16 protein-coding genes are annotated in these 16,609 nt (G+C 44.5%); 11 read left to right on the forward strand and 5 right to left on the reverse strand.

What is annotated here, in order from left to right:
• Positions 1-332 precede the first annotated feature (332 nt).
• Complete coding sequence (locus GO755_RS02095; RefSeq protein WP_157582909.1) at positions 333-1,031, forward strand: ABC transporter ATP-binding protein; 699 nt, start codon at positions 333-335, stop codon at positions 1,029-1,031.
• Here the strand turns inward: GO755_RS02095 and GO755_RS02100 are convergent.
• Complete coding sequence (locus tag GO755_RS02100) at positions 996-1,838, reverse strand: aminotransferase class IV (RefSeq protein ID WP_157582910.1); 843 nt, start codon at positions 1,836-1,838, stop codon at positions 996-998. The two genes, GO755_RS02095 and GO755_RS02100, sit on opposite strands and share 36 nt — an antisense overlap.
• An 80-nt stretch (positions 1,839-1,918) precedes the next feature.
• On the opposite strand from GO755_RS02100, the gene GO755_RS02105 reads away from it, so the two are divergent.
• Positions 1,919-3,427: a TolC family protein gene (locus tag GO755_RS02105; RefSeq protein WP_227686833.1), complete on the forward strand. Its 1,509-nt coding sequence runs from the start codon at positions 1,919-1,921 to the stop codon at positions 3,425-3,427.
• 82 nt (positions 3,428-3,509) lie between these two features.
• A complete protein-coding gene (locus GO755_RS02110; RefSeq protein ID WP_157582912.1) occupies positions 3,510-4,922 on the forward strand; it encodes an efflux RND transporter periplasmic adaptor subunit in 1,413 nt (470 codons plus the stop codon).
• A 63-nt stretch (positions 4,923-4,985) separates the two neighbouring features.
• On the opposite strand, the gene GO755_RS02115 is transcribed toward GO755_RS02110, so the two are convergent.
• Both GO755_RS02115 and GO755_RS02120 read right to left on the reverse strand, forming a co-directional pair.
• Positions 4,986-6,230 (reverse strand): hypothetical protein, encoded by a 1,245-nt coding sequence (locus GO755_RS02115; protein ID WP_157582913.1) that lies wholly within the window; start codon positions 6,228-6,230, stop codon positions 4,986-4,988.
• Positions 6,227-8,686 carry a DUF2339 domain-containing protein gene (locus tag GO755_RS02120; protein WP_157582914.1) on the reverse strand — a complete coding sequence of 820 codons (2,460 nt, stop codon included), beginning with the start codon at positions 8,684-8,686 and terminating at the stop codon, positions 6,227-6,229. Before GO755_RS02120 ends, GO755_RS02115 begins: the two co-directional genes overlap by 4 nt.
• Before the next feature lie 234 nt (positions 8,687-8,920).
• Here GO755_RS02120 and GO755_RS02125 point away from each other — a divergent pair, with 234 nt between their 5' ends.
• The gene (locus tag GO755_RS02125) at positions 8,921-9,925 is read left to right on the forward strand and encodes an NAD(P)H-dependent glycerol-3-phosphate dehydrogenase (protein WP_157582915.1); all 1,005 of its coding nucleotides are present in this window, start codon (positions 8,921-8,923) and stop codon (positions 9,923-9,925) included.
• Positions 9,926-10,114: 189 nt separating this feature from the next.
• Here GO755_RS02125 and GO755_RS40825 read toward each other — a convergent pair whose 3' ends face one another.
• Positions 10,115-10,270, reverse strand: coding sequence for a hypothetical protein (locus tag GO755_RS40825; protein ID WP_198174729.1), 156 nt, complete (start codon positions 10,268-10,270; stop codon positions 10,115-10,117).
• Between the two features lie 175 nt (positions 10,271-10,445).
• On the opposite strand from GO755_RS40825, the gene GO755_RS02135 reads away from it, so the two are divergent.
• From GO755_RS02135 to GO755_RS02155, 5 genes are all read left to right on the forward strand, one after another.
• Positions 10,446-11,033, forward strand: coding sequence for an RNA polymerase sigma factor (locus tag GO755_RS02135; RefSeq protein WP_157582917.1), 588 nt, complete (start codon positions 10,446-10,448; stop codon positions 11,031-11,033).
• Between the two features lie 98 nt (positions 11,034-11,131).
• Entirely contained in the window at positions 11,132-12,145 is a 1,014-nt protein-coding gene (locus GO755_RS02140) for a S1C family serine protease (protein WP_157582918.1), read from the forward strand.
• A 111-nt stretch (positions 12,146-12,256) separates the two neighbouring features.
• The gene (locus tag GO755_RS02145; RefSeq protein ID WP_157582919.1) at positions 12,257-12,538 is read left to right on the forward strand and encodes a hypothetical protein; all 282 of its coding nucleotides are present in this window, start codon (positions 12,257-12,259) and stop codon (positions 12,536-12,538) included.
• A gap of 135 nt (positions 12,539-12,673) precedes the next feature.
• The gene (moaD, locus tag GO755_RS02150) at positions 12,674-12,922 is read left to right on the forward strand and encodes a molybdopterin converting factor subunit 1 (RefSeq protein WP_157582920.1); all 249 of its coding nucleotides are present in this window, start codon (positions 12,674-12,676) and stop codon (positions 12,920-12,922) included.
• Positions 12,923-12,954: 32 nt separating this feature from the next.
• Positions 12,955-13,365: a molybdenum cofactor biosynthesis protein MoaE gene (locus GO755_RS02155; RefSeq protein ID WP_157582921.1), complete on the forward strand. Its 411-nt coding sequence runs from the start codon at positions 12,955-12,957 to the stop codon at positions 13,363-13,365.
• Between the two features lie 65 nt (positions 13,366-13,430).
• Here the strand turns inward: GO755_RS02155 and GO755_RS02160 are convergent, their stop codons facing one another.
• Positions 13,431-14,549: an endonuclease/exonuclease/phosphatase family protein gene (locus GO755_RS02160; RefSeq protein WP_157582922.1), complete on the reverse strand. Its 1,119-nt coding sequence runs from the start codon at positions 14,547-14,549 to the stop codon at positions 13,431-13,433.
• Positions 14,550-14,738: 189 nt separating this feature from the next.
• Between GO755_RS02160 and GO755_RS02165 the strand changes: the two genes are divergently transcribed.
• Entirely contained in the window at positions 14,739-15,251 is a 513-nt protein-coding gene (locus tag GO755_RS02165) for a ribosome maturation factor RimP (protein WP_157582923.1), read from the forward strand.
• Between the two features lie 108 nt (positions 15,252-15,359).
• Complete coding sequence (gene nusA, locus GO755_RS02170) at positions 15,360-16,604, forward strand: transcription termination factor NusA (protein WP_157582924.1); 1,245 nt, start codon at positions 15,360-15,362, stop codon at positions 16,602-16,604.
• Positions 16,605-16,609: the final 5 nt, after the last annotated feature.

The raw sequence follows: 16,609 nt of genomic DNA on the forward strand, positions 1-16,609 counted from the left end.
TTTGATTCGATTTATTAAGAAGATGCAAAAATGAAGATTAATGTTGCATGATAACCCGAAAAAAGATGTCCGGTTTTAAGGATATCTTTGTCCGGTAACGGACGCCATAATGAGAGTTGCTCGCTGTAAATGTCTATTTATCAGTAGGCTATGAGTTTGGCATGACGCTTGAGCCGCTACTAGTTAATCGAACGTATTGATATAAACAGAATACGCTGTGAATGCTCAATTGCTTTGCGATATTTGTTTATACGAATTGATTTTTGAACAGTAAACACTCCTGACGATCAATCGGCTTAACTTAACTAAAATCTTTACTAAAGTAATTAAATATGATTCAACTCCGCAACGTCTCGAAATTCTACCCCGCTGGTTTTGGTCGGGTGTATGTGTTGCGTAACATCAACCTCGAAATTAATCAGGGCGAGTTTGTATCGATCATGGGGCCATCGGGATCAGGCAAGTCAACCTTGCTGCACATTCTGGGCCTGCTCGAGGAACCCTCCGAAGGTGAATATTTCTTTGACGACCAACCTGTTCAGAAACTGTCGGAAAAAAGACGTACCGAACTTCACCGAACACGTATTGGCTTTGTGTTTCAGGCTTATCACCTGATTGACGAACTAACTGTGTATGAAAACATTGAAACACCACTACTCTACAAAGGTCTGAGCGGATCTGAGCGCAAAAGCCGTGTGGCCGAACTGCTTGACCGCTTCAATATGGTGGCCAAGAAAGATTTGTTTCCAGCCCAATTGTCAGGTGGACAACAACAGTTAGTCGGCATTGCGCGGGCGCTGGCCGCTGAGCCAAGCGTTATATTCGCCGATGAACCAACCGGAAATTTGCACTCCGATCAGGCCCGTGATATTATGGAGCTGTTCCGCGAATTGAATCAGAAAGATGGGGTGACTATTGTGCAGGTGACTCATTCTGAACTCAATGCCGAATATGGATCGCGAGTGATTCGCCTGAAAGATGGTTGGCTGGAAGACTCAGCGCTGAAGTTGAGCGAACAGGGCGTTAAGTAATGAATTGGTAGAAAAGCCTGATACCTGACTCAGCAGAGATAAACCGCTTATTTGACGCAACGACTGAATACCCATTACGTTTGCACAAAACACGACTTCAGCCTGCGTTAGTACAGTTGGTTTGAAAATTCCCTCGGAGACAATAATGCCAACGGAGGGAGCTATTCGAAGTAACTGCTGTCGAACAATACCACCGATACAGCCGGTCTGGAGTGAAGGGGTAAACAGGGTTTGGTTAGTATACCAGAACAGGTTTGAAGCAAGACATTCGGCGAGGTTACCAGTTGTATCGAGCAAAATAACGTCGTCGAATGCATGCTGCTGTCTGTAAAGACCAGCCATTACGTAGGGGAGTGCATTGAGCGTTTTGAATGCCGAAACCGGCGATTGCACGAGCCGAAATGCCTCATAAATGCCCGTTATCGATTTCTCAGTCAGCGAAAATCCCTGTCCAGCACGAGCCGAAATCAGAATGTGAGCATCGTTTGTGGATGGCGTATAAAGACCCCCTGATTGCCGCCAAATCTGGATTTTTATTCGGGCGGTCTGTTCCGTTAAATCGTTTACCGAAAGTAAGTGTCGAATGCCCTGATAAACCGTTTCGGTGCTGAAGCCATCTGGCTGATTGAGTTGAAGGGCTGCCATCCCGGCTGTAAGACGGGCGAAGTGATCGGGCCAGTACCAAACCCGTCCATTCTCGTACCGAATAGTTTCAAAAAGACCGTCGCCGTACTGAAACGCGCGGTCATTTGCCAATAGGCAAAACTCATTTTCAGAAAGTATATCCGAATTATAAACCAGAAACATGCTTAGTTTGCGCCGTTTATCCTAAAACGATAGCTGCGTCGAAGGTAAGTTTGTAACATTGAACCATCAAAATTATGTGTATGCAGCGTAAGCTTTTTTTAGGAATCGGAATCGTGGGTTGTTTGCTGTCTATAAGCTTGACAAGCTTACAGGCGCAGAGCGTACCGGGAGCCGTAGCGCCAGGCGCGACTACCGGCAAAGCGGATACGTTACCCGTGCTGAGTTTACCGCAGTGCATTGATATTGCCTTAAAGAACAACATCACCGTTCGACAAGGCCAATTGCAGGTACAAAGTAGTACACTGCAATTAAAACAATCTAAGCTGAATCAGCTACCTACCGTTAACGGCTTTGCATCGCAAGGCTTTAGTTCTGGACGGAACATCAACCCCAGTACTAACCAGTTCGTTGATGTTGGCGTACGGTCTAATAATTTTCAGCTTTCTGGTTCGGTGCCTGTCTTTCAGGGTTATCAGTTAAGAAATCTGATTCGTCAGAACCAGACGATTGTTAAAGCGACGGAAAAAGAACTGGATGCAACTGAAAATACAGTAATCCTTAATGTTATTCAGCAGTATCTGAATGTACTGACAGGAGCTGAACAGCTGACCGTTGCTAAGCGGCAGGCTGAAACGTCGCAATTACAGGTAGAGCGTACCCAAAAATTAGTGAACGCTGGTTCGGCACCCGAAGCGAACCTGTTTGAAATTAAGGCTACACTAGCGAATGATGAACTAGCAATTGTAAATGCACAAAATACGGTTGATCTGGCAAAGTTGGCGTTGTTACAAGCTATGAATCTACCTGGTGGACAGGCATTTGAAATTGAATATATCAAACTGCCCGATCCACGTATAGAAGGCTATACGGCAACGGCGTTGCAGGTTTATGAAACCGCTCTGAGTACACAGCCACAAATTATTGCTGCTGATCTTCGTACCGAAAGCGCTCGTATTGGCATTGATGTGGCAAAAGCGGGACTTTACCCACGTCTTAGTCTCAGCGGTAATTTATCGTCGATTTATTCGACAGTAGGCCTTCAGCGGTTTGTTGCCGACGGGACAACGACAGAGAATAGGACAGATGCTAATGTTATTATAGGTGGCATAACGCAACCAGTTACCATTGTTACCTCGCAGCCGGGGGGGACTTACCAGACCTATGGATTTTTTGAGCAATTAACCAATACCCTCAACCGGGGTGTATCGCTTAACCTCAACATTCCTATTTTTACGAATCGCCAGTACCACACTAACGTAACCACTGCGATTATTCAGCAGCAAAATGCGCAACTTACTGCCGATAATACACGTCTGCAACTGCGTCAGCAAATCGAAACGGCTTACACCAATCTGTTGGCAGCGTCGAATCGTTACCGGGCTACCGATGCATCAGTGTCATCTTTAGAACGGGCGTTTAAAGCAGCCGAAAGTCGTTTCAATGCTGGAGCCATCAACGCTGTTGATTATAGCCTTGCCAAACTCCGATTCGATAATGCCCGTGCGCAGTTAGTGCAGGCTAAATACGATTATGTGTTTCGAACCAAAATTTTAGATTTTTACCAAAATAAACCGCTTAGTTTTAATTAGTGAATGAATGAATTTGTGAATGAGCGAATAAATTCGCGTCAACTTGTATTCACCTATTGGCTCATTCACACAACCATTCATTATGAAGAAGAAGTCAAACCGTATTTGGTGGATATTGGGAGGACTAGTTGTCCTGATCGTGGGTGGTCTTGTAGCTGCTAAACAGACCGGACTAATCGGGAAGCCAAAGGCAACAGAAGTTGATTTTGCATTGGTTAAACGGCTTGACATTACTGAGCGTGTCAGTGCCTCGGGGCGCGTTCAACCGCAAGTTGAGGTAAAAATAAGCCCAGACGTATCAGGGGAGATTATTGGCTTGTATGTCAATGAAGGCGACCCCGTTAAAGCCGGACAGTTGCTATGCCGTATTCGCCCTGATAACTATGAGTCGTTGCTGGCGCGGGCGCGGGCAACAGTCAACCAAAGCAGGGCACAACTAGAGCAATCGAAAGCGTCGGTAGCGCAGTCAGCGGCACGGCTTATTCGGGCTAAAGCCGACTATGAGCGCAACCGGAAACTCTTTGCAGATAAAGTAATTTCGTCTTCCGATCTGGAAACCAGCGAAGCCAATTATAATGTGGCTAAGCAGGAAGTAGAAGCATCCAATGCCAACGTTCGGGCCGCACAGTTTAACATTCAAAGCGCCGAAGCCAGCCTGCGCGATGCGACCGAGAACCTCCGTAAAACGACTATTTATTGCCCCGTAAACGGAACAGTGTCAAAATTGAACGTCGAACTGGGCGAACGCGTAGTTGGTACATCGCAAATGGCCGGTACCGAAATCATGCGAATTGCCAACCTGCAAAATATGGAGGTTCGCGTGAACGTCAATGAGAACGACATCGTACGCGTAAATCTTGGTGATACGGCTGATATTGAAGTGGATTCCTACACGACCGCTGGTCGGAAATTCAAAGGCGTTGTCTATGAAATTGGAAATACGGCAAACGGATTAACAAGCGCATCGGGAGCGGCAACGTCTCTCTCAACTGACGCCGTAACAGAATTTGAGGTGAAGGTGAAAATCTTAAATAATTCCTACTCCGATTTATTGGCTGAAAAAGACAAAAAAGGTTACCCATTTAAGCCTGGTATGACTGCTTCAGTAGAGATTTTGACAGAACGAAAAGCAGGAATACTATCAGTACCGATTGCTGCCGTAACTACCCGTGGCGCCGATTCGACCGCTATTGATACTGAGAAGATGAAAGATAATAGTAACGGGACAGTTGAAGAAAAACCAGCCAGTCAGGTCGATAAAAAGGATAAGCCTAAAGAAATTGTTTTTGTGAATGTTGGTGGCAAAGCCATGCAGCGCGAAGTGAAAACGGGCATCAGCGATTTCGAAAATATCGAAATTCTGTCGGGCCTTAAACTCGGTGAACAGATCGTTTCCGGACCATTTATCGCTGTATCGAAAAAACTCAAAAATGGTGAACTTGTCAGCAAGCGTGACCCGAACAAGAATAAGAAGAAAGATGATAAAGAAGAATAGAGCTTGACCGTTCGGTCAAAAACAAAAACGCCCAGCAATTGCTGGGCGTTTTTGTTTGGCTACCTAAGAGACTTCATCCGTTTGTTTCTGCCCCATTTCTCGCAGCATTCGATACGACATAATCCCTAGCACCAGCAAGACCAAACTCAATGCTGGCCAGATAACGCGATTGTCAGTGAAAAAGGAGGTTGACCGATCGCTATCGACACCAATTGAACGGAGGTTTCCAATACCAATAATGGGTTGGCTGGTAAGAGCGACTGTTTTGAATGGTGTTAAATCGTAAGTTGGAGCGGCCGTGTTGTCTGCCGAAAAATGAAGCTGGTAGGATTGCCCAGCCGTTAAATTAGCCAGCAAGTAGGTTGTTAACTGATACGCTCGAACCTCCCGAATAACAAGCGGTGGATTGTCGTCATTAGCAACAACAACATATAGGTCTTTCGCCTTTAAACCTGGTAGATCGACTACGTTACTATCGGTTGAATTCAACTCAATCGTTCGCACAATCTCAAACCAATGATCAATACGCCCTCGTTTTAGCCTCCGGGTACGAAACTGCCCAATATCAGCCCGACGACGGAATGGGAGTGAAGCGTTGACTAAAATGGTAAGTTTATCAAATCGGGCATCATTTGGGCGAACAAGGTGGATATATGTGTTTTTATCGCTGCTATCACGCTGTGAAAACGATATGTTTGGAATAATTGAATAAGCTCTCATAGACGCTAACTGCTCATAGTGCCCAATCCGTAGAATATTCAATGGCGTGCTCAGCGAATCGTTGATAATCAGTCGGTAATAGCTATAATCACTTAACGGAAAGTCGATTTGTTTTACCTCCGTTGTGCTCACGGTATTCTGGGTTGGGCGCAGCCAAATTTCGTCATCAATTGCATACCAATTTTGGGCATCCGAACTACCGCTGAGACGAGCTTTTTTGCCCACGTTTGTATTTTTGACGACTATATTTAATGAATTAATACGTTGTTTCGTCTGATTTCGAATGACCAGAGTTGTTGACACATTTGGGCGCAATTGTTTGCTAGTAAGCTCATAATCAATGAAGGAATCTGACTGTGTAGCGTGTTGTCTGGCCCATAGGTAAGGCACCTCCTGATGCTGACTATCGTAAAGTCGAACGTCGGTCAGGCTCGCATTCAGATGACCAACTACATCAGGTGACAGTAGAACCCGGTGAAAACCTGATTTCTGGACAGCATCGACAGAGGCTTGGAATCGAAACGATTGAGTTCGTCCACTTATTGGTATCAGTAAACTCAATAATAGTAGGCCGATTAGCTTATTCATAGTTCTTCTGAAGTGGGTTTTGGGGCATCGGTATCAAGAATTAGTCGTTTTATGCGCTGATACATGAATGAGATAATGAGCAACAAAGCACCTAATGAAATGAATGCTGCGATTCGTCCACCTTCCGAAATACCTTCGAGATCATGAAAGAAGAGTTTTAAGAGCGTCAGGGCAAATAAACTGAGGGAGATGATACGAAACTGGCGGTTCCGGCGCGTAAGGCCTACGTACATAAACACAAAGGCGCAAATACCCCATAAAATCGGCAGCCCCACTTTGTTGATTTGCTCTAGTAACGCGTAATAACGATCAGCTACATCGAGTTTTTGGGTGGCTGTAGTAGGCAGATCGACTCCTGAAAACTTAAAATATACCACATGCGAATACAATTCTGAACTGGCAATATAGACCAGAACGAATCCCATAAACCAAGGCCAGAATCGGCTAATGAACGAGGGAAGTGGCTCCAGTTGTGGCTGAATCGTATGTAACAGAAACAATAGGCCGATCACACAAAGTAAACTCAGGTAATGGACAGGAAAGCCGATAAGACTTGTCTCGTCTCCTTGAAAATAAGCGCCTAATAAATCATGTGTGGCCGAATCGAAAAACGTCACATATAAAAACAGAAGGATGATTCCCAGGATTGAGGCTTGGATCAACCAACTTCGTAGCGCATAACGTCTGGCAAAAAGCAACAGCCCAACCGCGAAAAATAAATTATACGTGCCTAGTAAAATCGTGCGATTGGCCTCAAAACCAAATGCATGAGTAGCCTGATAATCAAGTTCACAGACTCCTGCAAAATAAGAGATAATAACCGTTAGGTAGCCAATGATATATTGATAGGCAGACACACTTAACTGACCCAGCCAAAACTGAAACGGCGACGGCTGCTTCCATAATAATCGCTGCGTTGTTATCAGACTGATAATAGCTACTACACTGGTAACGAATGCCTTATTAAACACGATATGGAGTGGGGGAGTAGCGCTATCCAAATAGAGCGCCGACCAGTCCATGATCAGGCTAATCAACATAAGGCTCATGACAATCACAGCTGCAGTTGAAAGCAGTATTAAGCCCGACCGCTGCGCCAGCCACAGTAGTAATACGGCTTCCAGCGCCCAGAACATTGTGATGAAATTACCATCTAGTTGGACCGGAATCGTCAAGCTGGCGAAGGTTACAACTAGGCCAATCAACAAGTAAATGAGCGTACGATCAACGACCTCGCGTCGATAAAGAGAAGTCGCAATGCCAAAATTCACGACGGCTAACCCTGCTGTAAACAAACCTTGGTAAGCACCCTGATTCATATGTGCCAGAATCAGCATTCCGGCTGCATAATAAAAGGCAGTATTGCTAAGAAGCAACCCGATCTCGATGGCTGAAAATTTTGCCTGATGTTTCAGATTATAAATCAGATTCATGGCCATAAAAACGACATAGAACAGCGAGGCAAAGAGCAGGGCACCGCCGTAAGGTGCCTGTTTACTTTCCTGAACTTCGGTACTGAGCCACAAACTATAGAGCAGTACCGTGAATCCATAGGCCACGAAATGAACAATGTTCCACTTCTTGAAATACGCCAGTACCAGCATACCGCAGTCTAACACAAGCAGATAACTGAATAGCACGACATAATTTCCATGTCCGGTACTGACCATGAAGGGTGTGGCAAATCCACCAATAAGCGACATCACAGCTAGTGCTGGCCGGTTATACGTAATCGACAGTAGTACAGCGAAACCTGTTATGATGACCATGATCAAGAAGGCCGCTGTTTGGCTAAAAATCTTGTAGTCAGAGAAAGCGATCGCAATTGTAAAATAGAGCACAGACAGCCCACCTGCCACCAATACCGAACTAAAAGCAGCAAACGTATTCCGAATTCGGTGGGCTACGCCCAATAATAATCCACCTGCCAGAACGCCAATCAACACGCGTCCAATTTCGTTAATCCAATGCTGGTCAATGGCAAATTTTACGAAATACCCAATGCCTGCCACCAGAATAGCAATGCCGATTTTGTTGATGAGATTCTCACCAATGAACTTCTCCAAATCTGGATTTTCGGCAAGAAAACGCTGGAAGAATGAAGGTTTTGGTTCTGGCTGGACAACGGGTTGTGAAATAAAGGCTTGAACAGGTTCTGGTTCGATTTCTGGCGCCGAAACCGCTTCTGCCATAAAGATGGGCTCTACTTCCTCTTCCACTATCGGTAGAGCGGGGGGCACGACAACGATAACTGGAGTCTGTTCAATTATGGGTTCGGCAGGTTGTTCAGCTGTTGGGGCAGGTTGATTACGTAACTCTTTCTGAAACGCCAATAACTCAGCACGCAGTTGACCGATAACTGTATTCTGGAGATTAACGGCCTCTTTGACGGCACTAAATCGGTTGTTGCCGACAATGACCAGAATGAGTAAAAGGACGAGTAAAAACAGTTCCATGGTAGTATAAGTGGCAGGTTTAGAGCACTATCCGAGATAGTAAACGGACAAATATGCAAAAAATAGACGCCTGACTGATGAACTACTTTTCTGTGGGTCACACAACTTAGTCTTCGGTAAGCATAGACCATTGAATAGGATTCGTTAGCCTATCTGTTTTAGGAGTAGGGACAACCGGATCGACGCTATCAAGAGCTTATACTTACTCTCCCTCTTTCTTCCGTACTTTGCTCCATGAAAGTAACTCAACCTGTTCGGCTGACGATGGTAGGAGGAGGAAGCTGGGCTACCGCGCTCGTTAAAATCCTCTCCGAAAATAACGTCAGCGTTAAATGGTGGCTCCGTAAAGCGGCCGATGCGGAACATATCAAGAAATTTGGCCATAATCCCAGTTACCTCAGCGACGTGCAGATTAACACTCGTAAAGTGAAGGTATGCACGAAAATTCGGGAGGCATTTCGAGATAGCGACTATATAATTCTGGCAGTACCGGCGGCATTTATAAGTGATGCACTAACAGGACTGAAACCGGAGCATTTCAATGGAAAATCTGTCGTATCGGCCATTAAAGGCATGATTCCTGGGGCAAATCAATTAGTAACCGATTGGGTCAGTGAGCAGTATAACATACCAACTGGACGAATGTCGGTCATTGCTGGGCCGTGTCATGCCGAAGAAGTTGCCCTTGAAAAACAATCGTACCTGACCATTGCCTCACAAGATTCCGATTGCGCCAAACGCGTGGCCGATCTGTTGTGCTGTCGTTTCGTACAAACGACCCCCGTCGACGATATTTATGGAATTGAATACAGTGCCGTGATGAAAAATATTATTGCGCTGGCTTGCGGTATCACACGAGGACTAGGGTACGGCGATAATTTTCAGGCGGTGCTGGTATCCAATGCCATGCAGGAAATCAAACGGTTTGTCGATGCCATCTATCCTAAACATCGCGATTTGAGCGGCTCAGCTTACCTCGGTGATTTACTCGTAACGGCCTATTCGCCCTTTAGCAGGAATCGAACATTTGGTACGTTGATTGGGCGGGGATATACAATTCAATCGGCACAAGCCGAAATGAATATGATTGCAGAAGGGTATTACGCTGTCAAAAGTATTTACGAAATCAACCGAAAATTCAACGTCGATATGCCCATTACGAATGCAGTCTACAACATTCTGTATGAACGGGCGGCCCCAACTGGCGAGATGAATGCGTTGAAACAAGTGTTAAAATAAGTCGTCACCGGGCCACTGTAGCAGTCGATAGTCATTAATTGCTGACGCGAAAGCAATATGTACGCGCAGCCGCCAATGATTATCGACTAATGCCTATAAAAAACAAAAACCCCCTGACTTATCAGGAGGTTCTTATATCGTTTATAGCGTTGTCGGCAAAATTTACCGGCAGTTGTGCCTTAGCAAAAATTACTTCGCGCTATCAGCAGACATCGTCGAAGCAGAATCCGTAGCCATCGTCGAATCCGTAGCCATCGTCGAAGAAGAATCCGTCGTGGTGGTGGTCGTTTCGGTGGTTTCGGTCTTTTTCGAGCTGCAAGACGTAGCCAGGGCGATCATAGCCATGAAAAAGAAGGCGGATTTCGTGATTGCTTTCATAGTTTTGAAAATGTTTTCGTTTAAGTGATTACTAATTAATGTCAACGTTAATACCCCATAGGGAAAAAGGTAACCCATTATTTTTTAACTTTTTTTTGGGTTACGTCTTAACCGTTTCTGTATTAAGTAATGAGGCAATCCTATGAAGGAAAGTAGGCAACCCATATTGACGGATGAGGAATTGTTGATGGGTTTGGCCGATGGCTCCGACAGTGCATTGACGCAGTTATACCGTCGGTATTTTCCAATGGTACTTCATTTTGTAACCACGAATAGCGGGAGCGAAGATGATGCCAAGGACATTTACCAGGAAGCGTTGATTGTACTGTATGAGAAAGTACGGAGTGGTTCGCTTGAGTTGCATTGCCAACTGAAAACCTATTTATATTCAATTGGCAGGCGGCTGTGGCTCAAGCAGTTGGCTCAGCGGAGTCGGTTTGCTGTGCGTGATGTGGAAACGCCTGTTTCGGATGATACAGCGCTTGACCACCTGAACGACGACCTGATTGATCATGAAGAACGTGATCGTCAGTTTGACCTGATGGCTGATTCACTTGACCGGCTTGGCGAACCCTGCCGGACTTTATTAGACGATTTTTACATCCAGCATTTAAGTATGCAGGATATTACCGAAAAGTTTGGCTATACCAATGCCGACAACGCCAAAACGCAGAAATATAAATGCCTGATGCGGCTAAAGCGGCTTTTCTTTTCGGAATACAGACAATGAGGAGTTATAAAGTTGCCAAGATGTAAGTTATAATGTATTCATTATCAGCGAAACAGCTTGGTGACTTATCACTTGATAACTTGCAATTCTTTACAGAGATGAACGAGGAAAAAGATATTGAGAACGCCCTACATGCCTATGGCGAACGAATTCGATTCAAGCAGCGGCTGGCGAAAATTCAGGCAGGGATCGATATGAATGCGATCCGTCAGGAAGCTGATGCCTATCAGTCTGAAACGGAGCAGTCGGGCAAAGTTCGTGCACTTTGGCAAACTTATCGTACCACATTGGCTGTGGCAGCATCTGCGGCTATTATTACCACATTCGGCTCCATTTTCCTCTATCGTTCGTATCAGCAAAGTCACCAGCAAGAGCAACAGTACAGCCAGTTAAGTAAAGAAATTCAGGCGGTTAAGTCATCGCAGCGCAAAATGCAAAATGACCTTAATGGTCGTGGTCGTGGCCTGAGCATCAATCCGGCGCAGGTGTCGGGTTCTGGATTTTTACTGACTGGAGATGGCTATTTTGTGACGAATAACCACATTGTTCGTGATGCCGATTCTGTGTATGTGCAAAGTACGAAAGGAGAGGTTTACAAAGCGCGGGTTGTATATGCCGATCAAACACATGATCTGGCCTTTTTGCAACTCTGCGATGATAGTGCCTTTCGTACACTTCCGCCCGTTCCCTACAGTTTCGAAGCGCAGCCATCTGATCTTGGGGAGCGAGTTTATACACTTGGATACCCTCGGGAAGAGATTGTTTATGGCGAGGGGTATCTAAGCTCCGGTACAGGTTATCGGGGAGACTCAACTGCTTATCAAGTTGCTATTGGCGTGAACCCCGGTAACTCGGGCGGCCCGCTACTAGACGAAAAGGGTAACGTGATTGGGATAATTAGTGGAAAGCAAACTACATCGGAAGGAGTGAGCTTTGCGGTAAAAACGAACTATCTGCTCGAAGCCCTCAACAATATTCCCGCAGATTCGCTTAAAGGGCAACCACTACGCCTGAATAGAAAAAATACATTAGCGAACCTGTCACGCAAAAAGCAAATCAAGCGGATGCAGGACTATGTCTATCAGGTAAAAGTATTCAAGCATAAAGAGTAAGGTAGCTTCATACTTCAAAGAGAGAAACTCTATTGTAGGCGTTTTTCCAGTCGTTAAACAATTGATTCTTCTAAGGTGTTGTTGAGGACAGTATTAATCAACTCAACAATCATGAAAAAGATCATTATGCTGGCTGTTACGCTGGCCTTTTCAACAGCCCTTGTGTCTGCTCAGGATACAAAAGAAAAAGCGAAGGAAACCGCTCATCAGGCAAAGGAAACGACAAAAGCAGCTGGGAAGAAAATAGGTCGTGAGGCTGATAAAGCGGGCGATAAAGTGTCAACAGCAGCTAAAAATACGAAAGAAGATGTAAAAGAGGGGACCGATAAAGCCCTCGATAAGACCAATCGGAAAATGAAAAAGGCTGAACGGAAGATGAATAATTCGAAGTAAACGTTAGTTTCTAAGCTAGAAAAGGGTGTCACTGCACAAAGATAGTGATACCCTTTTTTATTGGCCCGGTGCGAACTTCGATCAACCTTTGTTACGTTCTTTGTATACGTTTCAGTACCGGATTATAGTCAATGTATGGATTTACCTGTCTCAGTACTTTTGTTTGGAATTACCCGCGATTTAACTGGCCAGTCAGCAGTTACAATTTCCTTAAGTCAGGATGCTCGGGTTAGCGATTTGTTGAACCAGCTACACCAGCAATTTCCTCCTTTGACTGGCATTCGGTCGTTGCTGGTAGCCGTTAATGGCGAATACGCTGAAGCCGACCAGCTATTGAATCGAAACGACGAAATTGCCTTGATTCCACCTGTTAGCGGAGGATAGCCTTATGCATTTTTCATTTTCTATTAATTTTCATGATTGCGATTACCATTGATCCTATTGACGTTGCCGCAGCTATGACCTATTTGCAATCAGATCAGGCAGGGGCAATTGATTTATTTCTGGGCATTGTTCGGAATAATACCCAGGAACGTCCGGTCGACCGGCTTGAGTATGAAGCCTACGATCGTATGGCGATCACTGAAATGCAAAAAATCGCAGATGAGGCTCAACAGCGCTGGCCAATAATTCGCTATGCTGTCATTCACCGCAAAGGCATCTTGAAAATCGGCGAGATGGCCGTCTTGATTGGTGTGTCGACCGCCCACCGGGCCGATGCGTTTGAGGCTTGTCGTTACATTATTGACACCATCAAAAAAACTGTACCTATCTGGAAAAAAGAAGTATTTATAGATGGCGAAGAATGGGTGAATGCACACCCGTAGGTTATGTATAAAGTAGAAAGAATAGGATAGGTGGGTTGTTTTCTACATATATCATACACCCTACTTCATTTAATTAAATATGTTCCTGCAATTGGGTAATGGTCAGAATACTTAATATAATTGATTGTCTCGAAGTCTAGAACGGGTATCTTCGGATCATGAAATTGATGATCGATACGGATAAAACCCGGCAGTCGATTATAACTAAAGCCAAACCCACGTCCTGCCTCTTCAAACGTATTTGGTAATATCCGGCGCAGACGTTCATATACTACACTATAGGGAGTATCATTATGGTCACCGGTTATGATTACCGGATAAGGACTATTCTGGATATACTGTTCAACTTTACGAACTTCTTCATTCCGATCGATGAATCCAGTGCGTAGCGCACTTAATACCCCCCGGGTTTCATGCTGGACACCTTTTATTTGTTTTTGTTTCAAGACTTTGCCTACTCGAATGCCCATTGAGTGCAAATGCACATTGATGACACGAATCGTATCATTTCCTATTTTTATATTGGCCCAAACAATTCCGTTATGTGTGTCAAATACCTCACGTCCAGACTCAACAATAGGATAAATAGAAAAGATGGCAATACCAATGTCACCATTTACAGCATGAGCCATTTTCGGGTGTAGAAATGCTGCATAATTGTAGCCTGCTTTTTGGAATCGTCCAACAATATCATAATCTGGTATTTTGGTCGACGAATAAAATTCCTGAAAACATTTAATTGGAGCGTCGTAGTGTAATACATAACTGAGTGTTCGACGAACACGGGGTACACTTTGAGGCAACTGCCAATACTCCAACTCGCCAAATGTCTGCACATTATAGCTAAATACTTTCAGCGGAGTGCCCTGAGAGACTATCTCTGTTGGTCGGTGCCAGACAAACGTTCGGGAACCGAATAATAAAATGCCAATCAATAAGGTAAGTCCAGATAACCAACTCCGCCAGGGACGTGTGATAAGCCACAAAAAGACAATAACTAAATTCAAAAACCAGGCTACAGGTATCGAAATCATGATCATGCCTGCTAACCAATGTTCGATTTGTAAACTATATAGTAGCCAATAGGCCATACAAGTGTACAAGACCAAAAACAGGTTGAGCGACCACAACAACGACCGAAAAAAAAAGGCAATGAGCTGCCCAACACGCATTCTTATTGTCATACTGTCGTCTTTGTGCAAGACAAATACTGTGTAGGGATCAAAAATAAGGCATAATGACTGGAATGCCCACTGCCAGTCCAAATCCAGGGCTTGCTATGCACAGAGAAACATATTATCTTTGTGACACTAAAACCATATGGCATTGATCAAAAAAGGGAGTCGCACTCCCTTTTTTGTTAGCCTTACCTTATGGACGACAAAGCGAAAATAACCGAACTACTTCAGCCGTATCTGAATAATGACTATCTATATATCGTTGATGTACAGATAGTTGGACGCCAGGGTGGTCGCATTAAAGTGACCATTCTGCTGGATAGTGATGCTGGAATCACCATCGATGAGTGTGCTGATATCAGCCGTAAGCTGGGCGCACAAATGGATGAAATGAATTTTTTTGGTGAAGCTCCATTTACACTCGAAGTTTCATCGCCGGGTGTCGATTATCCGCTGACGTTTTCTCGTCAGTTCGTTCGTAATGTCGGGCGACAGCTAATTGTTACACTTACCGATGGCACTATCCGAAAAGGTAAATTGGTATCAGTTTCAGATGATCAGATCATATTGGATATTGAGCCAGAAAAGAAGTCGAAGAGTAAAAAGAAAAAAGAAGCTGATTTAACTACCGAGGCAGTTCCTGTTGGCCCAACGCCGATTGCATTTGGGGAGGTTAAAAAAGCGAATGTAGAAGTATCATTTAAATAGTTTGAAGTCTTAAGTTTAAAGTTTGTAATTGACAGATGTAAGAACAAGACGCATCTGATAACCACGAACTTTTAACTTAAGACTTCAAACGACAAACTACTAATAAAAATGACCAGTGGACTATTAATCGAATCGTTTGCTGATTTCGCTCGGTCGAAAAATATTGACCGGCCTACCATGATCGCCATTCTGGAAGATGTCTTCCGGACAATGATTCGTAAAAAGTATGGTACCGACGAGAATTTCGACGTCATTATCAATGCCGAAAGTGGTGATCTGGAAATGTGGCGTACGCGCGAAATCGTGGATGATAACTCCGAAGATATTTGGGATTATGATAAAATTCCCCTTGCCGAAGCCCGCAAAATTCAGGACGACTTTGAAGTAGGTGAACAGGTTGCCGAAGAAGTAAAACTGGAAGATTTCGGACGGCGGGTGGTTCAGACAGCTCGCCAGACCCTTATTCAGAAGATAAAGGATATGGAGAAAGAACTCCTTTATCAGAAGTATAAAGATCAGGTTGGTGATCTGGTTGGCGCTGAAGTATATCAGTTGTTGAAACATGAAATAATTCTGGTTGATTCAGAAAGCAACGAGCTAAGTTTGCCACGCACAGAGCAAATTCCGAAAGACCGCTACCGCAAAGGTGAAGCTGTGAAAGCGGTTATTAGCCGCGTAGAAATGGTGAATGGAACGCCTAAAATTGTGTTGTCGCGAACTTCTCCAGTATTTTTAGAGCGCTTGTTCGAAATTGAAGTGCCTGAAATTTATGACGGACTGATTTCAATTCGGAAGATTGTGCGGGAGCCGGGCGAACGTGCCAAGGTTGCTGTTGAATCGTACGACGATCGCATCGATCCAGTAGGTGCCTGTGTAGGTATGAAAGGTTCCCGGATTCACGGTATTGTGCGTGAATTAGGGAATGAAAATATCGATGTAATTAACTACACAGAAAATCTGGAACTGCTCATTAGTCGGGCGCTTAGTCCTGCTAAAATCAGCTCGATGCAGATCGACCGGGAAACCAAGCGTGTGTCTGTATTTTTGAAGCCTGATCAGGTTTCGTTAGCAATTGGTAAGGGTGGGCAGAACATTAAGCTGGCTGGTCGACTAGTTGATATGGAAATCGATGTATTCCGCGATAATGAGGGTCAGGAAGATGACGAAGACGTTGATTTAATGGAATTCTCCGACGAAATTGATGAATGGATGATCAATGAACTTCGTAAAATAGGTCTCGATACCGCCAAAAGTGTGCTGGCTCTTAGCAAAGAAGAACTCGTTCGCCGAACCGATTTGGAAGAGGATACCGTCGAAGAAATTGTGAATATTTTGAAACAGGAGTTTGAATAAAATTA

Origin of the sequence: Spirosoma arboris, from assembly GCF_009754945.1 — a bacterium.
GTDB lineage: Bacteria > Bacteroidota > Bacteroidia > Cytophagales > Spirosomataceae > Spirosoma > Spirosoma arboris.